24 protein-coding genes and 2 riboswitches are annotated in these 19677 nt (G+C 33.8%); of the genes, 13 read left to right on the top strand and 11 right to left on the bottom strand.

The window, feature by feature from the left end; genetic code table 11:
- Positions 1-2: 2 nt before the first annotated feature.
- The 4 genes from COI44_RS07290 to COI44_RS07275 form a co-directional block, all read right to left on the bottom strand.
- Positions 3-1106 (bottom strand): sugar ABC transporter substrate-binding protein, encoded by a 1104-nt coding sequence (locus COI44_RS07290; protein ID WP_097978780.1) that lies wholly within the window; start codon positions 1104-1106, stop codon positions 3-5.
- On the bottom strand, positions 1106-2155 hold the full coding sequence (gene mtnA, locus COI44_RS07285; RefSeq protein WP_098427332.1) for an S-methyl-5-thioribose-1-phosphate isomerase: 1050 nt from the start codon (positions 2153-2155) through the stop codon (positions 1106-1108). The genes COI44_RS07290 and mtnA overlap by 1 nt, the downstream gene beginning before the upstream one ends.
- A gap of 6 nt (positions 2156-2161) precedes the next feature.
- Complete coding sequence (gene mtnK, locus COI44_RS07280) at positions 2162-3337, bottom strand: S-methyl-5-thioribose kinase (protein WP_098427484.1); 1176 nt, start codon at positions 3335-3337, stop codon at positions 2162-2164.
- A gap of 71 nt (positions 3338-3408) precedes the next feature.
- Positions 3409-3567: riboswitch (SAM riboswitch) on the bottom strand.
- A gap of 63 nt (positions 3568-3630) precedes the next feature.
- Positions 3631-4413: a carbon-nitrogen family hydrolase gene (locus COI44_RS07275; protein ID WP_142329240.1), complete on the bottom strand. Its 783-nt coding sequence runs from the start codon at positions 4411-4413 to the stop codon at positions 3631-3633.
- A gap of 146 nt (positions 4414-4559) precedes the next feature.
- Between COI44_RS07275 and COI44_RS07270 the strand changes: the two genes are divergently transcribed.
- The 5 genes from COI44_RS07270 to COI44_RS07250 all read left to right on the top strand — a co-directional run bounded on the left by COI44_RS07270 (position 4560) and on the right by COI44_RS07250 (position 9001).
- Positions 4560-5744: an aminotransferase class I/II-fold pyridoxal phosphate-dependent enzyme gene (locus tag COI44_RS07270; protein ID WP_483295473.1), complete on the top strand. Its 1185-nt coding sequence runs from the start codon at positions 4560-4562 to the stop codon at positions 5742-5744.
- 57 nt (positions 5745-5801) lie between these two features.
- A riboswitch (SAM riboswitch) is annotated at positions 5802-5905 on the top strand.
- A 64-nt stretch (positions 5906-5969) separates the two neighbouring features.
- On the top strand, positions 5970-7190 hold the full coding sequence (locus COI44_RS07265; RefSeq protein ID WP_098427330.1) for a 2,3-diketo-5-methylthiopentyl-1-phosphate enolase: 1221 nt from the start codon (positions 5970-5972) through the stop codon (positions 7188-7190).
- Positions 7191-7195: 5 nt separating this feature from the next.
- Positions 7196-7849, top strand: coding sequence for a 2-hydroxy-3-keto-5-methylthiopentenyl-1-phosphate phosphatase (locus COI44_RS07260; protein ID WP_098427329.1), 654 nt, complete (start codon positions 7196-7198; stop codon positions 7847-7849).
- On the top strand, positions 7846-8472 hold the full coding sequence (locus COI44_RS07255; RefSeq protein ID WP_098427328.1) for a methylthioribulose 1-phosphate dehydratase: 627 nt from the start codon (positions 7846-7848) through the stop codon (positions 8470-8472). The genes COI44_RS07260 and COI44_RS07255 overlap by 4 nt, the downstream gene beginning before the upstream one ends.
- A gap of 16 nt (positions 8473-8488) precedes the next feature.
- Positions 8489-9001: a cupin domain-containing protein gene (locus COI44_RS07250; protein WP_098427327.1), complete on the top strand. Its 513-nt coding sequence runs from the start codon at positions 8489-8491 to the stop codon at positions 8999-9001.
- 48 nt (positions 9002-9049) lie between these two features.
- On the opposite strand, the gene COI44_RS07245 is transcribed toward COI44_RS07250, so the two are convergent.
- Positions 9050-9748, bottom strand: coding sequence for a DUF421 domain-containing protein (locus COI44_RS07245; protein ID WP_098427326.1), 699 nt, complete (start codon positions 9746-9748; stop codon positions 9050-9052).
- Between the two features lie 198 nt (positions 9749-9946).
- On the opposite strand from COI44_RS07245, the gene yjeM reads away from it, so the two are divergent.
- Both yjeM and COI44_RS24055 read left to right on the top strand, forming a co-directional pair.
- A complete protein-coding gene (gene yjeM, locus COI44_RS07240; protein WP_286163808.1) occupies positions 9947-11446 on the top strand; it encodes a glutamate/gamma-aminobutyrate family transporter YjeM in 1500 nt (499 codons plus the stop codon).
- 80 nt (positions 11447-11526) lie between these two features.
- Positions 11527-11667 carry a hypothetical protein gene (locus COI44_RS24055; RefSeq protein WP_175403438.1) on the top strand — a complete coding sequence of 47 codons (141 nt, stop codon included), beginning with the start codon at positions 11527-11529 and terminating at the stop codon, positions 11665-11667.
- A 138-nt stretch (positions 11668-11805) separates the two neighbouring features.
- Here COI44_RS24055 and COI44_RS07235 read toward each other — a convergent pair whose 3' ends face one another.
- The 3 genes from COI44_RS07235 to COI44_RS24520 form a co-directional block, all read right to left on the bottom strand.
- Positions 11806-12318, bottom strand: a complete 513-nt coding sequence (locus tag COI44_RS07235; protein WP_098427325.1) for a membrane lipoprotein lipid attachment site-containing protein — start codon at positions 12316-12318, stop codon at positions 11806-11808.
- A gap of 120 nt (positions 12319-12438) precedes the next feature.
- Complete coding sequence (locus COI44_RS07230) at positions 12439-12657, bottom strand: hypothetical protein (RefSeq protein WP_098427324.1); 219 nt, start codon at positions 12655-12657, stop codon at positions 12439-12441.
- Positions 12658-12696: 39 nt separating this feature from the next.
- On the bottom strand, positions 12697-12849 hold the full coding sequence (locus COI44_RS24520; RefSeq protein WP_286163807.1) for a VOC family protein: 153 nt from the start codon (positions 12847-12849) through the stop codon (positions 12697-12699).
- A gap of 451 nt (positions 12850-13300) precedes the next feature.
- On the opposite strand from COI44_RS24520, the gene COI44_RS07220 reads away from it, so the two are divergent.
- Positions 13301-14074: a peptidoglycan recognition protein family protein gene (locus COI44_RS07220; protein ID WP_098427323.1), complete on the top strand. Its 774-nt coding sequence runs from the start codon at positions 13301-13303 to the stop codon at positions 14072-14074.
- Between the two features lie 39 nt (positions 14075-14113).
- On the opposite strand, the gene COI44_RS07215 is transcribed toward COI44_RS07220, so the two are convergent.
- From COI44_RS07215 to COI44_RS07205, 3 genes are all read right to left on the bottom strand, one after another.
- Positions 14114-14731, bottom strand: a complete 618-nt coding sequence (locus COI44_RS07215) for a TetR/AcrR family transcriptional regulator (protein WP_098427322.1) — start codon at positions 14729-14731, stop codon at positions 14114-14116.
- Positions 14685-15953, bottom strand: coding sequence for an MFS transporter (locus tag COI44_RS07210; RefSeq protein ID WP_098427321.1), 1269 nt, complete (start codon positions 15951-15953; stop codon positions 14685-14687). Before COI44_RS07210 ends, COI44_RS07215 begins: the two co-directional genes overlap by 47 nt.
- Before the next feature lie 479 nt (positions 15954-16432).
- Positions 16433-16795, bottom strand: coding sequence for a YciI family protein (locus COI44_RS07205; protein WP_098427320.1), 363 nt, complete (start codon positions 16793-16795; stop codon positions 16433-16435).
- Positions 16796-17291: 496 nt separating this feature from the next.
- Here COI44_RS07205 and COI44_RS07200 point away from each other — a divergent pair, with 496 nt between their 5' ends.
- The 5 genes from COI44_RS07200 to COI44_RS07180 are packed head-to-tail and all read left to right on the top strand — an operon-like array spanning position 17292 to position 19608.
- Positions 17292-17537 carry a spore gernimation protein GerQ gene (locus tag COI44_RS07200; protein WP_098427319.1) on the top strand — a complete coding sequence of 82 codons (246 nt, stop codon included), beginning with the start codon at positions 17292-17294 and terminating at the stop codon, positions 17535-17537.
- Positions 17538-17553: 16 nt separating this feature from the next.
- Positions 17554-17922 (top strand): spore coat protein, encoded by a 369-nt coding sequence (locus COI44_RS07195; protein WP_098427318.1) that lies wholly within the window; start codon positions 17554-17556, stop codon positions 17920-17922.
- A 19-nt stretch (positions 17923-17941) separates the two neighbouring features.
- Entirely contained in the window at positions 17942-19078 is a 1137-nt protein-coding gene (locus tag COI44_RS07190; protein ID WP_098427317.1) for a zinc-dependent alcohol dehydrogenase, read from the top strand.
- Between the two features lie 17 nt (positions 19079-19095).
- On the top strand, positions 19096-19290 hold the full coding sequence (locus COI44_RS07185; protein ID WP_098427316.1) for a hypothetical protein: 195 nt from the start codon (positions 19096-19098) through the stop codon (positions 19288-19290).
- A gap of 18 nt (positions 19291-19308) precedes the next feature.
- Positions 19309-19608 carry a spore coat protein gene (locus COI44_RS07180; protein ID WP_098427315.1) on the top strand — a complete coding sequence of 100 codons (300 nt, stop codon included), beginning with the start codon at positions 19309-19311 and terminating at the stop codon, positions 19606-19608.
- Positions 19609-19677 lie beyond the last annotated feature (69 nt).

Here is a 19677-nt window from a genome sequence, read left to right as displayed (position 1 = left end):
CTTTAGTTCCCCTTATCTAATTTCTCCATCCATGGTGAAGTTGCAGCTTGTGAAGGTATCCAGTTATTACTATATTTTCTTAGATCACTAACTTTAATTGGAGTATTTGGAAGCTCCTCTTTCTCTATTAATTTAGGTTCTAAAGAATAAATATCTGGCGTTTCTTCTCCAGCTATTTTTTGATATAGGAATCTAGATTGAACTTCTCCAATCTCTCCCGGATCACTTGCAGCTGAAGTAACCCACGGTGAATTTTTTTCCTGAATTAATTGAAGATCTTCATCACTTAAATCAATTCCGTAAACTTTTACTTCATTACGTCCAGCTTGTTGAATTGCTTTAGTAGCTCCTTTTGCAAACTCATCCCAAGTTGCAAAAATAGCATCAAGCTGACCTTTAGGATATTTCTTTAATAAAGCTTCTACCTGAGCTTGTGTATCAAGCATCGTATTACTACTTGCTTTTCCGAATCTGGCAACCTCTTTTATATTCGGATAACGTTTATAAAATGCATCAAGAATAACTTTTCTGCGCTCCATCGGTGTGAAACCACCTACCCAAATTGTTGCGATATTCCCTTTTCCGTTTAATCCTTCTGCTAAACTCTTTAAACTTTTCCATGCTAAACTGTAGTCATCTTGGTCAATTACTGTAACACCAGGAATATTTAAATCACTATCAAAAGAAACAACTGGAATGCCTGCAGCTAACGCTTTTTTTACACCTTTTTCTAATGTTTCTTTTCGCCCATGATCGATTAAAATTCCATTAACCTTAGAATTGACGGCTGTATCTAAATTGGAGGCCATCTTTGCTAAATCATTATCAGCATTATATACTTGTACTTCTCCGCCAAATTTCCCAACTTGTTTTTTTACGCCATCGATATATTGTGAAGAAAAAGTTCCAATTGAAAACTCCATAATTAAAGCAATTTTTGTTTTCTTTTTTATTGCTTCAGGAATTTCAGCATTGCTACTTGCGGATACTTTCTTTACTTCAGTACTAGCATTTTCAGATTTTTTGGTTGAAACAACATTTTGTTCATTTGCACAAGCTGTTAATAATACAGATGCGATTGATAGTGTTGCAATAATTTTTTTCATTACTCTTGCTCCCAACTTTTAAACGTTTCTTTATAATTACTTGAAACAATTCCTTTTTCTGTAATAATCGCCGTTATTAATTCATTCGGTGTTACATCAAACGCTGGGTTAAGTACATTGATTCCTTCAGGGGCAATTTGAACATTTCCGATATGCGTTACTTCAGTACGATCGCGTTGTTCAATTACAATTTCATTCCCTGTTTCGATTGTTAAATCGATTGTTGATAAAGGAGCAGCTACATAAAATGGGATTTGGTAAAAGTTAGCTAAAATTGCTAATTGTAATGTTCCAATTTTATTTGCAGTGTCTCCGTTAGCAGTAATGCGATCAGCTCCAACAATAACTGCATCTACTTTTTTATTTTGTAATAAGTAGCCGACCATATTATCAGTTAATAATGTAACCGGGATACCACTTTGCTTCATTTCCCAAGAGGTTAGTCTTGCACCTTGAAATACTGGTCTAGTTTCTGTTGCATAAGCCGAAATTTCCCAGCCTTTTTCTTTTGCTAAGTGAAGTGGAGCTAAAGCTGTTCCGTATCGACTTGTCGCAATACTCCCTGCGTTGCAATGAGTTAATACTGCTACCCCGTCATGTAATAATGTTAAAGCGTTTTCACCGATTTCTTTACAAGTTGCCTCATCTGCTACATGTAATTTAATTGCTTCTTCCATGATGATTAATTTAGCTTCGGATACAGTCACTGCTACTTTACTAGAGCTAATTAGTTTTTCAACGGCCCATGCTAAATTTACTGCAGTTGGTCTAGCACTAATTAGTTCATCCGCTAATAATCGTGCTTGTTGATGAAATTCATCAATTTGTTCAGTTTCAAGTTCTCGAACACCTAAATAAAGTCCATATGCTGCAGCTAAACCAATCGCTGGTGCTCCTCTTACTTGTAACTTTACGATTGCTTCACGTACATCTACTAATGTCGTTGCATCAAAATAGTATATTTCAGTTGGTAATTTTGTTTGGTCTAAAATTTTTAAACTTTCACCGTTCCATTGTAATGATTCAGGTATTTGCTGTAATGTAGTCATCAATTATTACTCCAATCCATTAAGTAAATTTCCAATATTTCTAATAGTAAATCTATTTTTTATACAATATACTCCGAATTTTAAGACTTTTTTCTTTGCTTCAATTTTTTGATTTTGTTCCAGTGAATCAATATCTTCAACGTGAGCAAGACCGATACTTCTGCGGATTAATTCACATCCAATAACCCCAATTGCATCCACCCAATAACCTTCTATTTTTTCTTTAATTAGAGCTTTTTGATTAAATGGTCTAACACTATGCTCTTCCCATAGTCGAATAAATGTTTCATTAAAAACTTTTTCAACGTTTAAAATGTGTTCAATAATTTCGTCTTTTAATTCAGTACGGCTGAAAAGTTGAAAAAGTAAATTTGCCTGAATTTGCCCTAAATCAAATCCGATTGGTCCGACAAATGCAAATTCCGGATCAATTATTTTTGTTTCTGTTTCAGATACGAAAATGCTTCCCGTATGTAAATCACCATGTAATAATGCTTCTTTTTTCGATAAGAAATCTAATTTTAGTTTCGCAACCTCTATTTGTAGATCTGCATCATTCCATAGTTCTTGAATTTCATCTGTTAATTCTTCTTCAAAACTATTTGTTTCACTGTTAAAAAATGGATCTGTATATACAAGATTTTCTGTTATATCACATAAGTCAGGATTATTAAAAAGATACTCTAGCTCTTTTTTCTTAGCTGGTGAAGTTCCAAAGTCTGAAGTGAAAAATAATGACTTTGCTAAAAATTCACCGATATGTTCAGCTAAAAACGGATAGCTTTTTTTCTCAATGAAACCTTTTCGTAAAATTTGTAAATGTGAAAGATCCTCCATTACAGTTACAGCTTGATCTTCGTCATGTTCTAAAATTTTTGGTGCATGTAATGGGATTAACTCATTGTAGATTTTTGTCGCATTACTCTCGATCGTAGCTCGCTTTAATGTAAGTGGCCAGCTTTCCCCAACAACTTTTGCGTATGGTAGAGCCTGTTTGATAATTAACCCTTTCTTGCTTCCTACTGGATTTACTTTAAACACTAAATTTAAATTCCCATCACCAATTTCGATACATTCACATAGTTCATCTTTAAAATAGCCAAGTTTTTGTAAATAAGTAATTGCAGTTGCTTCTGTTAATGGTCTATATTCTTTTCGTTCAATGACAGTCACTAAATTCATCCCCCTTGAATTTTGCAAAATAAAAAGCCTCTTTTCCGAGACGAAAAGAGGCAATACTAATTGGCTTTCGTCTCTTATCTACCAGAAAATTTCTTTTCTGTTGGAATTAGCACCGTGCCTTACTGAGCATTTAAGCTCAGGCGTAAACAATACGCCCCATTTCACAATGGTATTACGGTCGGTTGCTGGGCATCGTCGGGCCAAATCCCTCCGCCTACTCGAAATAAGAGTTCGCATATTTGATTTTATAATCGTATTTTAGTTTATAGATTTTTAATTTGTCAATTACTTTTTTAAAACTTTTTGTAAATTTCTTCTTTTCTGTCTTCAAAAATAGGAATTGTACCGCGTATTTCATCGACTTTTTTTGGATCAATTTCGCCAAAAACGATTTCTTCATTTGTGCTGCCTTTGGTTACTACTTCTCCCCAAGGGTCAATGATCATTGATCCTCCACCAAATGTATTCGCTAAATCTTTTCCTACTCGATTACAAGCAACAACATAACACTGATTTTCGATTGCTCTTGCTTTTAATAAGATATCCCAATGATTCATTCTTTGAATTGGCCATTCGGCAACAAAAAATAAAACTTCTGCACCCTTTTGAGAATGAGCTCCAATCCATTCAGGAAAACGCAAATCATAGCAAACAAAACCTGCCGCCGTTAATCCATCGATTTCAAAAAGACCATCTTTTTTACCTGATTGTAGATAATGATGCTCGTTCATTAACTGGAACAAATGAACTTTATCATAAGATTTTACTAATTCTCCAGTACTGCTAATAACAATTAATGTATTCGTAACACCATTTTCTCTTGCAATTGGAAACGAACCAGCAATCAATATTACGTTATTTGATTTTGCAATGGACTGAAGTTCAGAAATAACCGCTTCCTGTTCTCCTGTGTGCAAGCCAATTTCTTCCAGACAATAGCCTGTTGTCCATAATTCTGGTAATACGATTACACGAATATTTTCTTTAACAGCTTCGTTTATTTTAGTTTTCATTTTCTCTAAATTAGCCTTTGATTCACCTAATATAACGTCAGATTGAATACACGCAATTTTAATCACAATTTATTCACCCTATTCTAAATTTTATAGACATTTTTAAATCGAGCATATATGATGGTGAAAGTTATTGCAACAGTCGTTCATGAAAATCATTCGATTAAGAAACGATCTATTCAAATTAATTTTATTATATTTTTGGAGTGATTAACTTGAATCATAGTAAACTATTAAACAATTTACCAAAACAATTTTTTGCTTCACTCGTCCAAAAAGTGAATCAGTCAATAGGAAATGGTCATGATGTCATTAATCTTGGTCAAGGAAATCCAGATCAACCTACACCCGACCATATTATAAAAGCATTACAAAAGTCTGTTGAAAACCCTTTAACTCATCGTTATTCTCCGTTTAGAGGAATGAGCTCTTTAAAAAATGCTGTTGTAGAGTTTTATAAACGAGAGTATGATGTTGATTTAGACCCAGAGGAAGAAGTAGCTATCTTATTCGGTGGAAAAGCCGGATTAGTGGAGTTACCACTTTGTTTATGTGACGCTGGAGATACAATTTTAGTGCCCGACCCAGGCTATCCAGACTATTTATCTGGTATATCTCTTTCAAAAACAGTTCCATACATGCTTCCATTACTTGAAGAAAATCAATTTTTACCAGATTATAAATTAATTCCTCAGGATGTTTTGGATGCTAGTAAAATATTATTTATTAATTATCCAAATAATCCCACAGGTGCTATAGCAACAGAGGAATTTTTTAAAGAAACTGTTGAGCTAGCAAAAAATAATCAGATTACAATTTGTCATGATTTTGCTTACGGCGCATTTGGTTTTGACGGCAAAAAACCTTTAAGTTATCTCCAAACGCCTGGGGCAAAAGAATGCGGGATTGAAATTTATACCCTTTCTAAAACGTATAATATGGCTGGTTGGAGAATCGGTTTTGCAGTTGGAAATAAAGAGGTTATTTCTGCAATTAATCTATTACAGGATCATCTTTATGTAAGCATCTTCCCTGCTGTTCAAGAAGCTGCGGCTGCTGCACTAACTGAATCTCAAGAAAGTGTAAAACAACTATTGGCACTTTATGAAGAACGTAGAAATGTATTTATTAGCGGCTGTCACGAAATCGGATGGGAAGTAACTGCACCAGCAGGTTCGTTTTTTGCATGGTTAAAAATCCCATCAAGTTTTACATCACAGGAATTTGCAGATCTATTACTTGAAAAGGCACATATTGCAGTCGCTCCAGGAAATGGATTTGGAGAATATGGTGAAGGCTATGTAAGAGTTGGCCTACTATCCGATACTGTTAGACTGAAGGAAGCAGTTGCTAGATTAAAAGAGATTGAAATATTTTCAAAATTTAATGTTTGACAATTGTGATTGTTCATGAAATAATGCGATTAGATTAAGAATTCAAAATTAAATATTACTTTATTCAGAGTAGGTGGAGGGACCGAGCCCGATGAAACCCGGCAACCGGCTAGTTAACTAGTACGGTGCTAATTCTCGCAGCATTTGCTGACAGATAAGGTGTAGGTAAACCTCTCCTTAGTGGAGAGGTTTTTTGTTTGATTAAAACTTTTTGGAGGTTTTGAGATGAGTGGAGTAATAGCAACTTACCAAGTTTATGATAAAAATCATCATTTAGAAAAAAAGGCAGAATCAATCGCTCTAGGTTTAACGGTTGGTTCTTGGACGTCTTTACCTCAAAATGATCAAATACAATTACAAAAGCATAAAGGCAAAGTTCTTTCTGTTCATGAAATAGATTGCGAAGAAAATATCGTTAACTTTTTAGGGTATAAACCGACAAAAGGGATTATTGAAATCTATTATCCTAGCTTAAATTTTTCAGCTGATCTTCCAGCTATTTTAACAACCGTTTTCGGTAAGCTATCCCTTGATGGTGAAATTAAACTAATTGATTTAAATTTTACTGACGACATTTTAAATCTTTTTCCGGGTCCAAAATTTGGTATTAAAGGCATTCGAGAGAAATTGGATGTATTTGATCGACCTTTATTAATGAGCATTTTTAAATCAATTATCGGCAGAGATATTCAATACATTTCAGAGGAATTAAAAAAACAAGCTTTAGGTGGCGTAGATTTAATAAAAGATGACGAGATTCTTTTTGACACGATTACATCGATTACGGATCGCGTCACACACGGAAAAAATATTTTGAATCAAGTTTATGAAAAAACAGGACACAAAACATTATATGCGGTGAATTTAACTGGCCGTACATATGAGTTAAAAGAAAAAGCATTACGTGCTGCAGAAGCTGGTGCTGATGTATTTTTATTAAATGTGTTCTCGTATGGAATTGATGTCCTTCAAGGTTTGGCAGAAGATCCATCAATTAATATTCCAATTATGGCTCATCCTGCTGTATCGGGGGCGTTTACATCATCACCAATTTATGGAATTGACGCAGGACTATTACTAGGGAAACTATTACGAATTGCTGGTGCAGATTTCAGTCTTTTCCCTTCACCATATGGATCAGTTGCATTACAAAAAGAGACAGCTTTAAAAATCGCTGAAAATTTAACAGTATCAAATGGATTAAAAGAGACATTCCCAGTCCCTTCTGCTGGAATTCATCCAGGACTTGTGCCTCAATTAATTCAAGATTTTGGAATTGAACAAGTCATCAACGCTGGCGGCGGTGTACATGGTCATCCGGATGGACCAATCGGTGGAGGTAATGCATTTAGGGAAGCAATTTCAGCAACATTATCTGGAGTTGAGTTAAAAGACTACGCGCTTCCAAATACATCACTACAAAAAGCATTACAACTTTGGGGGTAACAACAATGGCGATAAAGATTTTTTGTGATTTTGATGGAACAATTACGGAGGGAGACAATATCGTTAATTTAGTTAAAGAATTTGCTCCACCTTCAGTAATTGAATTAACAATTGAAGTGTTAAATGGCAATATATCAATTCGAGAAGGCGTAGAGAAAATGTTTGCTACAATTCCTTCAACGAAAAAACAAGAAATGACCGATTTTGTAATCGATCGTACTGTCATTCGAAATGGTTTTAGCGATTTTATTCAATTTGTAAGCGTTCAACAATATGAGTTAAAAGTTGTAAGTGGCGGACTAGATTTTTTCGTTCATCCAATATTAGCGGATTACCTTCCACCTTCGGATATTTTATGTAATCGAACTGACTTTACAGGCCAAACTGTAAAAATTCATTGGGATCACTCTTGTGATGAAAACTGTACGAATGATTGTGGAATGTGTAAACCATCTGTTAAAAGAAAATTTAGTGAATCAAATGATTTTATCATTGTCATTGGCGATTCAATTACAGACTTACAAATTGCAAAAGAAGCCAATTTAATTTTTGCTCGAGATTTCTTAAAAGATAAATGTGAAGAACTATCTTTACCTTTCATTCCTTTTGAAAATTTCTATGATATTCGAGCTTCATTAGAGAAGGAGGTGCTAGTTTGAAGGACTTTTTCAAACATTATGATGAAATCCGTGAAGTAAAAAAAGTACTTGCTGATCGAGATTGGTTTTTAGGAACTAGTGGAAATTTATCAATTAAAGTAAATGAGGAGCCTTTGAACTTTTTAGTTACTACTAGTGGTAAAGATAAAACTAAACATACTTATGACGATTTTTTACTCGTTAATGAATTTGACCAATCTGTTTGGGATGATTCAAAAAAACCATCAGCTGAAGCCATTTTGCATCGTCTAATTTATCAACACACAAATGCAAAATGCGTTCTTCATGTACACACTTTAGCAAATAACTTTATAACAAAGGATTTTCCATATCAAGATGAGTTATCTTTTTCAGGTATCGAAATTATTAAAGCATTAGGTCTATGGGAAGAAAATGCAGAAATTACAATTCCAATTATAAAAAATCATGCGCATATCCCTACTCTTGCAGATGAATTTCTTCCACATATAAAGAATGATCATGGTGCTGTATTAATTCATAATCACGGTATAACGGTATGGGCCGAATCAGCATTTGAAGCTAAAAAAAATTTAGAAGCTTATGAGTTTCTATTCCAATACGCACTACAAGGTATACAAAAAAATACATTTATAAAGAACTAATTTGGAGGAATGAAGAATGGCAACAATTTGGGTAGAAAAAAAAGATTATCATATTACAAGTGATGTTGAAGTAAAAGCATATTTAGAAGAACAAGGTGTAATTTACGAAAATTGGAATATCGAACAATTACATAGTTCGTTACAAGAAAAATTTATTTTATCAGATGATGAAAAAGCAACGATTCTTGAAACTTTTAAAGCTGAAATCAACAGTATTTCATCAAGACGTGGCTATTTAGCAAGTGATATTATTACTCTTTCAAAAGCAACTCCAAATCTTGATGAATTACTTAAAAACTTCAACCGCGAGCATCATCATACAGATGACGAAGTTCGCTTCATTGTTAGCGGTCACGGTACGTTTATTATCGAAGGAAATGAAGGATTTTTCCATGTTAATTTGAATCCTGGAGATTTAATTTCAGTACCACCAAATGTACGCCACTACTTCACGTTAGCGGAGGATCGTAAAGTAGTTGCTGTTCGATTGTTTGTTACTACTGAAGGCTGGGTTCCGATTTACGAATAATTAGATAAAAACTTAATTGACTCATATCCACTCTAGGATGTGAGTCAATTAATTTTCTTCTTCATTGAAATGATCTTCTCGGTAGTCGATATATAACGACCCATCGGTTTGTACTTCAACAAAAAACACATCTGAAATTGATTCTATGCCTACCCTTTCAAGTTGAGCCATTAACCATTTTTTATCCAAGTTTAAATTTGATAATGCATCTTCATTTACTTCCCCGTCAGTTACTACTGCTGTTGAAGTCGGAAATAATAAAGTTTTTTTCCATGTTTTATTTTTTTTCGTTTTAACATCTTTTGTTTTCATAATGGATAGACTGCCATCGATTTCAAATATAGCGTACTCTACATCTTTTAATGAATAAATATTCTCATTACGAAGCATTCCTTGGAATTGCTCTGTATCTAATCGAGTTTTTTTTAATGCATTTTCCATTATTTTTCCTTGTCTAATTAAAATAATTGGTTCCCCAAGAATCACTCGCCGTACAGTTTTAGATTTTAAACTTAAATATCCCATGATGATCGTCAAAACTGCCCAGCCAACTAATCCAATGATCCCATCTCCAATAGTTAATGTTTTAGATGTCGTAATTGATGCTGCTATATTCCCAATTGTAATAGCTGTTATAAATGTAAAAACATCTAATTGACTAATCTCCTTCTTCCCCATTAATCTCGTTAAAATAAATAATACAAAAAATGAGCATATAACTCTTAATACTACTTCATTAAAGCTCATTTAGTTCATCCTTTCTCTTTCAAAAAACCATTTTAAGTATTTATTAATCAACTTAGCGTTTGAAAAACAGAACGAAACTATTCTTTATTATTTCTAAAAAATAAGTAAAACTGACTGGTTGTTAAGTCCTCATAAATTACCGATTATTGAAGAAACTATTACTATTCATTTATAATCGACTAATTACGAGGTGAGATCTTGAGTAAAAAACTTTCACTTGTTGGCTTAATATTAATGGTATTTACAACTGTATATGGTTTTGGAAATATACCTACAGCTTTTTATTTAATGGGATATAGTGCAATTCCATGGTATTTACTCTCAGCTATTACGTTTTTTATTCCTTTTGCCTTTATGATGGCTGAGTTCGGAGCTGCATATAAGCATTCAGAAGGTGGTATTTATACATGGATGGCAGATTCAGTTGGACCTAGATTCGCGTTTATTGGAACATTTATGTGGTTCTCTTCCTATGTAATTTATATGGTTAGTGTCTCTTCAAAGGTTTGGATTCCCCTATCAACATTTATTTTTGGTAGAGACAAAACGCAATCCCTTTCATTATTTGGACTTTCATCTACTCAATCAATTGGCTTATTAGCATTACTTTGGATGTTAGTTGTGACATATTTTGCTTCAAAAGGGATCGAAAGTATTAGTAAGGTTACAACGATTGGTGGCGTTACAGTTTTCTCATTAAATATAGTTTTACTAATCACAAGTATCCTTATTTTTCTATTTAATAGAGGAAAATTTGCTCAGCCAATTAAAAGCATATCTACAGCATTTGCTCACTCACCTAATCCAAATTATCTATCTACCCTCGCAATTCTATCATTTGTTGTATTTGCAATCTTTGCATATGGCGGATTAGAAGCAATCGGCAGTTTAGTTGATCAAACCGAAAACGCCGAACGTAATTTTCCAAAAGGAATTACGATTTCTGCAATTATTATCTCAGTAGGATATTCGTTAGGTATTTTTTTAGTAGGTATTTTTATTAACTGGTCAAATGATTTAAGTGCTACCACAACGAATTTAGGAAATATAACATATGTTCTAATGTATAATTTAGGATTAGAACTTGGAAAAGCTTTTAATTTATCAACACATACTGCCGATCAAATTGGTATTTGGTTTGCAAGAATTACTGGTTTATCAATGTTTCTTGCATATACCGGAGCATTTTTTACATTAATTTATGCACCATTAAAAACAATCATCAAGGGCACACCTAAATACTTATGGCCGACAAAATTTTCAGATACAAATGAAAAAGGTATGCCTGTCAATGCAATGTGGGTGCAATTCGCAATTGTTTCAATCATTATTGTCCTTACTTCCTTTGGCGGTCAAGGAGCATCTGCATTTTTTAATAAAATAACGTTAATGACGAACGTTTCAATGACATTACCTTATATATTTTTAGGTATTGCGTATCCAATGTTTAAAAGGAATGATCAAATCGATAAACCATTCCAAATTTTAAAATCAAATTCATCTGCTTTATTGGCAAGCATTCTTGTTATTTTAGTAGTTGGATTTGCAAACTTTTTTACGATCATTCAACCGGCTATCGAAGGTGATTACAACTCAACAATCTGGATGATTGCAGGTCCAATCTTCTTTTCAATATTAGCTTTACTAATTCTTAACCGCTCAAGAAAACATACCAAAAAAGAGAAGAAAATTGCCTAGCAATCTTCCCACTTTTTGTTAATAACAATTCCGAAAGTAAGTTGGAAATATAGCACATACTAAATTTGGAGGTGATATTCATGGGTCACAATCAAAATCCACATGTAAAAAAGAAGAACAAAAATAAAGGGCAACCTACACCAGCTGCAGTTAATTCAGAAGGTTATTTTGCTCCAAGTAAATCAAATACTGAAGCTCTTAATGAAGTTAAAAATTCATAAAGAAAACTCTTTGATTGGTAGCCGTTAGGAGAAGTCAGAGGTGTAGTAGTACTTATGTTTATATCCATCTACGTCAATTTTTCTTCTCTGTTTGCCACATTAAAAAATGACCGTCAATTTTTTGGCGGTCTCTTTAAATTATTTACTCATCGAATTCGCAGTTTTTACTAAATCTCGAATCGTGTATTGTTTACCAGTTTCTTCTGAAAAAAGAAGTGAAATTGTATGATAAAGCCCGTCTTTCTTCCATCGAATTGTTTTTGTATTATCATCATCTGCAACAATCAAAACTTTTGTACCATCTTTTAATTTAGTTGTTTTTAATGGTTGTTGTTCATATGGGAAGGAAGGTTTTTTATTATGATAAGTGATGACAAACATTGTAACCTCTACTTCTTCATTTGAGTAATTAAACGAGGTAGCATTAATAGCTCCATTTTTTTGATTTTTTTGTACATCCATTGTTACATCCTTTGCTCTAAACGGTATCTTTTCTGGTACAACTAGTTCTTTTTGTACATCTTTAGGTAATTGATCTATTACTTGTTTTATCGTTTTAGGATATTCTTTTTTTAATGATTCAACTGCACCATTATTATGCGAACAAGCAGTTAAGAAAAGAATTGAGAATAAAAGTATAATTTTTTTCAATCCACATGCCCCCTATTTTTTCAAATCTACCGTTTCACTTAATATTTCTAAATGTCCTCATATTAGTCCCAAAACAAATAAAAACTGCCTGTATATACAGGACAGTCTAAAATCCTATTCTTAAGGTTCAACAATTACGATTTTTCCTTTTTGCACATATAGCAATATATGAGCGTTTTCCGTTTCATTTCGGTATGTATAACATGTAAGATCATCAAAACCACCGTGCGAAACATCATGAACTGTATCAACTAATTTGTATTTATTACCTCTAAATTCTATTTTTCTTTCTATTGATGGCTGCTCCGTTAAAATTTGTTCCTTTGATCGAAAATTCATCTAATCACTCCTTTGGTCACCATTAGTATAGCCATATTCTTAGTTTTCAATTTTATGTCCTGTTCCGAATCCAATTACATAACCGTCCAAGTCTCTTACCGCGAACTCCTTCCAAACTCCCCATTCAAATTGGCTTAATTCAGGCTCAGTAACGATTATGGCTCCATTTGTTTTTAATTCATCAGATAGCAAGTTTAAGTCATCAAAATTATTAACGTAAGCATACGTATTCCATGTACCTTTGTTAGGTCTAACATCTTCCTTTCGCTTGAATTAACTTAAAACCTAATCCAAAATCATCCCTTATTGCCCAATATTCGTTCACTTCACAACCTAAACATTCTTCGTAATATTTTTTCGATTTTTCAAAATCAGAAACTAATAATACGGTCAATGAACTTTCTATTTTAGCTTTTTTTACCTTTTCATCTGGTACCTCCTAAACACATTCACCATTTTTAGTAAGATTTGCTTTACTTATTTGAATTCAATCAATTTAATTGTATACCTTCTTTTAACCTTGAATTGAGGCAATTTTCAACATGATAAAAATTTAGTGTTCATAACCTATTATTAGTGACATTTGGAATTCAACAGCTTTATTACTAAAAATCCTTAAAAATATAGATAAGGAGGTTGTTTCATGCCAAGTTGGAAAAATAAATTCATCCCGATTAATCATTATACAAGATCAGGCCAAAAATTAAATGGAGTTAAAAAAATCGTTATTCATTGGACTGCAAATCCTGGAGCGACTGCAAACGGACATTATAAATATTTTGGCGAGGTATTACCTGGGCACAATGCGGAGGCAATTAGTCAAGGGCGAAAACCATCTTATGCATCGGCACATATTTTTGTGGATCCTAAAGAGGCAATTTGTATCATCCCTTTAAATGAGGTCACATTCCATGCAAATGAAAAATATACTTATGTGAATGGTGAACCCTTTCGAGGTGTAGAAGCTTTAAAGCCAAATGCCAATTTATTATCGATATCAGTTGAAATGTGTGTTGAAAAGGATAATCGTATTTCAAATACTACAATCAATCGAACAGTTATGGTTGTAAATGATTTATGTTCTATGTTTAATTTAACTCAAAAAGATATAGTGCGTCATTTTGATGTTACTAGAAAACCATGTCCATACCCATTTGTAAAATATAGCGAGATTTTTAATCATTTCAAAATAAATGTAGGGCATTTATTAAATCACTCATTAAAATATCCCGGGCATGTAATTAAAAAGGGAGCTTCAGATATTTATGTTATTACAATTCAACAGCTTTTAGGCATTACGCCAGACGGTCATTTTGGGACACAAACTGTAAATGCCCTAAAGCTATTTCAACAACAGTTCGGTCTAACACCGGACGGGATTGTTGGTGAAAAGACTTGGAACATGTTAAATAAATAATTTTATTTGGGATGTTAATTTAATAACAATCCCGCATTTTCATTCTACTTCTAGAGCAAATTTTAAAAATTGTACGAACAAAATCGATTGTTCTTTTATCATTATTTCTTCCGCTGAGAGTATTGCATAGTCTAGTGCAAGTCCATCAATAAATGAAACAATCATTCTTGCTAAAATTTCACTATCATACTTTTTACTAAATTCTTTGTTTTTTTGACCTTCTTCTATGACATCAGAAAAGATTTTAATACCATAAAAATATCGTTCTTTCCCATACTTTTTTCTTCTTTCATCATTTCTACCAGTTATGAAAAACTCTAAAGTAACTGGTGCCAAAGGATCCATTCGATCATTTGGCACTCTGCTTTCACCGAACATTCTTAATAAAAGTAATTTCCAATATGAATCAACATGTTGATTCAATAATTTACTTGTTTCTTCAGACACTCTCAATAGTGACTCATATAAAAGTGATTCAAACACTTCTTCTTTATTAGCAAAATATTGATATAATCCACCTCTACTTACATTTGATGCGTCCATCACATGCTTCATAGTCGTTCTTTCATACCCATTTTCGATAAACACTTGTTTTGCTGCTTCTAAAATTTTAGTTCGACGTTGCTGTTGGTGCTCCTTGCTGACTTTCGGAGACATCTTTCTTCCCCCGCTCTACTCTATTTTTCGTTAAAAATCCTATTAGTGAGACAAATACTAAAAGTGATGCAGATATAATAAATGTTGGAATGACACCTATTACCGTTGATAGCCATCCACCTATTAAAGGTCCAATAATTGTTGCTGTTGTGGTAACACTTCCTATTACGCCAAATACTCTACCAGTTAACTCAACTGGGGTATCGACTTGAACAGATGCCTGGAATGGAACAAATACTAAGCCAGCTGCAAATCCTGCAAACAAACCTAATAAAGGTGCCCAAACAATTGAAAAATTGAAATTAAAATGTGTGAATATAGCCATCATACCAAAACCAAGGCCGATTCCAAAAACCCCAATTAACATTAAATTATAGGCACGATAATTAGTTTTTTTCGCTAAAATTAAACTAGAAAAAAACATTCCTACTCCAGAACCAGTTACTAAATAACCAAATAAACCTGGGGACGCATGTTTAAGTTCCCTTATTAAAACTATAATTTGCGAATCTGATAACTGCAAGATTAAGAGACTAAAACCTAAAGATAACATACCGACTAAAATTTGCGTATTTGATTTAATAAATGTAACACCTTCCATAAATTCAGTTTTATAGGAAGATTTAGCTTTATCTTTCACTTTTTCTTCTTGAATCTGCTGGGCAATTTTTGGAAGCAAGAAAATTAAGATTGCAGAGATAATAAATGATACTGAATTAATATAAAATACTGGCGTTGTTCCAGCTGCCGAAACTAGAATCCCACTCAAAATCGGTCCGAAAATTTTTGTAGCTGAGTCAATCATAGCTGTAATTGACATCGCGCTCTTTATTTCTTCATTAGGAACTAGTTCCTTTAACTTACCATTTTTCGCAGGATTAAAAACTGCAGAAAACAATCCAATCGTAAACAAACAAATATAAACCATCCACAGCGTATTTGCTAATGCAAGTAAAACAAATAATCCAGCACGGACAATGTCAGATAAAATCATCAATTGCTTCCTACTAAAACGATCTGCTATCGTTCCCGCAATAGGTCCTAATAAAGCCATCGGAACAGCGAGACATAAAATGATAAATGAAACTTCAATTGGCGAAGCATTCCATTTTAACCCTACAAGCGTAATGATTGCGACAATACTTAACCAATCACCAATATTTGAAATCGCTTGAGCAGCCATTAATGTTAAAAAACCTTTATTATTCCTTAAACCTTTCATCTTGTTTAGCCCCCTTAAAACCGACACTCATGTCGTTTTTATTTCATTATAATGACACCGGTGTCGTTTTCCAATCATTTTTTCTGAAAATTAACTATATTCTACGTTTAACTTTATTCAAAAATGAAATTAAAATTATTAAAATTTTACACTTTCACTTATTGGAATGAACTTGAATGCATATTTTACTAATTAATGATTGGAACAAGATTAAATAAAAAGAAGACTCTCGATAAATTAAAATGTTGATGTTGGCCATTCCAAGTATGCTCATATAATAATAACTCTTTGAACCTATTACAAAGAAAAAAAGCTACCGAAGCAGCTTAAAGTTTAATCAAAATATACATACATTAGGTAAACAACAGTTAGTATTTGGCAGGATAGCTGTTTTAGGGTTGATTAATGAAGTATATGATTTGGAATGATTAGAATAACTTCTTTTGAATCATTGTTAATCCAATGTTTAGTCCACTGGTCTATTCGAATACTTGGCGAAGTTCAATCTGTCCTTCTCCAAGACCATGTGGGTCTGGCGCCCGCATCGCCCAATCAATAGCTTCCTCTCGAGAATTCACATCTATGAACCAGTATCCTGCAATCAACTCATTGACTTCAGCAAAAGGCCCCTCTGTAATGGTCGGCGGTTCTCCGGGAACGGGGTAAGCAATACGAATACCATTGGAGCTTGGATGGAGTCCACCAACTGACACCAGAACACCAGCTTTCTTCAGTTCTTCATTATATTTCTTCATCGCAGCAAACATCAGATCCATCTGTTCTCTTGGCATAGTCCCTGCTTCAGAATCCTTTGAAGCCTTCACAACCATCATAAATTTCATAAGTAACTCCTCCTCTTTAGTTATGGCTTTCTTATGTAAAACCTTTATACTTTGTTAACATTCTTACTGTTGCAGCTATCTAGATTATATCTCGGTTCAAGCTTTTATAAAATGAGTTATGATTCCATTTCAAATCTAGTAATTGTCACATTATCTTCAATTTAATCATAAAGTTCTCTTTGCAGTGCGTTAGTTGAATAAAAATGAGAAAACTTTTTATTCGACTGATTTGTTATTTTTTTTCTAACTTAGATGTTCAACAATCATGAATTATTACTATTTATAACCAATCTATCAAATAATTTGCCATCAATTTAAATTGTTTGGGTTAACCCTATGCCCTTTTAATCAAAATATATCGAATAGAATTTTTCATTATATTATGATTTATTTCAGCGTTTTTCCTACCTCTTAAAAAAACTATTGAAGAATGATTCTTTGTCTAATTGGAATAATACCTTTGTATTTTTATGTTAATCAAATAGGAGGGAACCAAATGGATAATCAAAAATTAGCCGATCATGAATCATTGGATTTACATGAAGTTATTAATTTCAAAACCCTTTGCTTAGCGAAATCAAAACTAATGCAAGGATTGGTATTTGATGATGATTTGAGAGCATTAATGCAAAAAGATGTTGAACAATCCATGCAAGCGCTAGGAGAATTACAGTCAATTTATCAACGTGCACCTTTTGAAGCTCCTGTTCCTCAAAACCGCCCAACACCAATAATTAATTGAAAAGGAGTCAAATTCATTGAACCATGACTATTTAGACCCTATAAACTCGCTACATGTACCAGAGCTAGCAGATACCACATTTGCGATGGATTTTCTTCTTCGTGCCAAAGAAGGTGTTCGCAATATTGCGGTCGCATTAACAGAGTCAGCATCGCCTGATGTTAGAACCATCTTACGAAACCATTTAATGCAAGGGATTGCTATGCACCAAGAAATTACAGAACTAATGATTAGTAAAAAATGGTTCCATCCATACGAACTAAGTGAACAATATCAATTAGACCAACTGTCTGCCAACAATACATTAATGATTGGCAAAATGAATCTATTTCCTGTTGAGAACAATAGAAAAGGCATGTTTGACCGAACACCTGATGAACATTAACACTGGAGGCTTGTAACCAATGAAGGCAGTAACGTATCAAGGTATTAAAAATGTTGAAGTCAAAGAAGTTCCAGATCCAAAGATTGTAAAACCAGATGACATGATTATAAAAGTAACAAGTACAGCTATTTGTGGGTCTGATCTTCATCTAATTCATGGCATGATTCCTAACCTGCAGGAAAACTATATTATCGGCCATGAACCAATGGGAATCGTAGAAGAAGTAGGTCCAGGTGTGACTAAGCTAAAAAAAGGAGATCGAGTAATTATCCCCTTTAATATAGCATGCGGTGAATGCCATTACTGTAAGACAAATTTGGAAAGCCAATGTGATAATTCTAATGATAATGGTGATATGGGTGCCTATTTCGGATATTCTGGTACGACGGGTGGCTATCCAGGTGGGCAAGCCGAATATTTAAGAGTGCCATTTGCCAACTTTACTCATTTCAAAATTCCAGAGACTTGTGAAGAACCAGATGAAAAGTTAGCAGTTATTGCCGATGCGATGACTACTGGTTTTTGGAGTGTTGACAATGCAGGCGTAAAGGGTGGTGATACAGTTATTGTTCTTGGCTGTGGTCCGGTTGGTCTTTTTGCTCAAAAATTTTGTTGGCTAAAAGGAGCAAAGCGTGTCATTGCCGTAGATTATGTAGACTATCGTTTGCAACACGCCAAACGAACCAACAAAGTTGAAATTGTAAATTTCGAACACTTTGAAAATGTGGGAATGCATTTGAAAGAAATAACGAAGGGCGGCGCTGATGTTGTCATTGATGCAGTTGGAATGGACGGTAAAATGACTGATTTAGAGTTCCTGGCGAGCGGAATGAAACTTCATGGTGGAGCATTCAGTGCGTTTATCATGGCTACACAAGCAGTACGTAAAGGCGGAACAATTCAAGTTACTGGAGTTTACGGTGGGAGATATAATGGATTCCCAATGGGAGATATTATGAACCGAAACGTCAATATTCGATCTGGACAAGCACCTGTGATTCATTATATGCCATATATGTTTGAATTAGTGTCGACCGGGAAAATTGACCCAGGAGATGTCGTAAGTCATGTACTTCCACTTAGTGAAGCAAAGCGTGGCTATGAGATTTTTGACACAAAAATGGATAATTGTATAAAAGTCCTGTTGAAACCTTGAGGAAGGAGGTATAAAAAATGAACTACGCCTTACATGAAATTCTTGAGGTCCATGAGATGGCTGCATTTAAGACCACTTGTTTAACTAAATCCAAAACGATGAAAGCGTTAGTTACAGATCAGCTATTAAAAGATATTATGCAGCAAGACATTGATAAATCTACGAGACAATTACAAGAATATGCTTCAATCCTTTCCAACGCTAAGCAGTAAAATAGGAGATGAATAAACATGAATCCAATCATTGAAACATTAACTGGCATGCACGCACTAACGGATCAAGTGGTTGCAATGGATCTACTCATTTCAGCTAAAAGTGGTATTAGAAATTATGCCATGGCAGTTACAGAGGCAGGAACACCGGAAATTAAAGAAATGCTCACTCGCCATTTAGAAGAAGCTCTTGATATGCATGAACAAATATCCACATATATGGCAGAAAAAGGATGGTACCATGCATGGGATACAAACGAACAGATCAGTTTAGATTTAAATAATATCAATACAGCATTGAACTTACCGACATTATAAAAAGTTTCCAGGAACAGTTTAACACTTACCAAATAAACTGTTCCAATTATTTCATATTGTGTTTATTTG

It is taken from the genome of Bacillus sp. AFS088145 (assembly GCF_002564465.1).
Classification (GTDB): domain Bacteria; phylum Bacillota; class Bacilli; order Bacillales; family Bacillaceae_G; genus Gottfriedia.
This window is presented reverse-complemented; position numbering and strand designations above follow the sequence as displayed.

Coding starts and splice junctions, on each gene's coding strand:
- COI44_RS07290 (WP_097978780.1), bottom strand. CDS start 1,106: ATGAAAAAAATTATTGCAACACTATCAATCGCATCTGTATTATTAACA.
- mtnA (WP_098427332.1), bottom strand. CDS start 2,155: ATGACTACATTACAGCAAATACCTGAATCATTACAATGGAACGGTGAA.
- mtnK (WP_098427484.1), bottom strand. CDS start 3,337: ATGAATTTAGTGACTGTCATTGAACGAAAAGAATATAGACCATTAACA.
- COI44_RS07265 (WP_098427330.1), top strand. CDS start 5,970: ATGAGTGGAGTAATAGCAACTTACCAAGTTTATGATAAAAATCATCAT.
- COI44_RS07260 (WP_098427329.1), top strand. CDS start 7,196: ATGGCGATAAAGATTTTTTGTGATTTTGATGGAACAATTACGGAGGGA.
- COI44_RS07250 (WP_098427327.1), top strand. CDS start 8,489: ATGGCAACAATTTGGGTAGAAAAAAAAGATTATCATATTACAAGTGAT.
- COI44_RS07245 (WP_098427326.1), bottom strand. CDS start 9,748: ATGAGCTTTAATGAAGTAGTATTAAGAGTTATATGCTCATTTTTTGTA.
- COI44_RS24055 (WP_175403438.1), top strand. CDS start 11,527: ATGGGTCACAATCAAAATCCACATGTAAAAAAGAAGAACAAAAATAAA.
- COI44_RS07230 (WP_098427324.1), bottom strand. CDS start 12,657: ATGAATTTTCGATCAAAGGAACAAATTTTAACGGAGCAGCCATCAATA.
- COI44_RS07220 (WP_098427323.1), top strand. CDS start 13,301: ATGCCAAGTTGGAAAAATAAATTCATCCCGATTAATCATTATACAAGA.
- COI44_RS07215 (WP_098427322.1), bottom strand. CDS start 14,731: ATGTCTCCGAAAGTCAGCAAGGAGCACCAACAGCAACGTCGAACTAAA.
- COI44_RS07210 (WP_098427321.1), bottom strand. CDS start 15,953: ATGAAAGGTTTAAGGAATAATAAAGGTTTTTTAACATTAATGGCTGCT.
- COI44_RS07205 (WP_098427320.1), bottom strand. CDS start 16,795: ATGAAATTTATGATGGTTGTGAAGGCTTCAAAGGATTCTGAAGCAGGG.
- COI44_RS07200 (WP_098427319.1), top strand. CDS start 17,292: ATGGATAATCAAAAATTAGCCGATCATGAATCATTGGATTTACATGAA.
- COI44_RS07190 (WP_098427317.1), top strand. CDS start 17,942: ATGAAGGCAGTAACGTATCAAGGTATTAAAAATGTTGAAGTCAAAGAA.
- COI44_RS07185 (WP_098427316.1), top strand. CDS start 19,096: ATGAACTACGCCTTACATGAAATTCTTGAGGTCCATGAGATGGCTGCA.
- COI44_RS07180 (WP_098427315.1), top strand. CDS start 19,309: ATGAATCCAATCATTGAAACATTAACTGGCATGCACGCACTAACGGAT.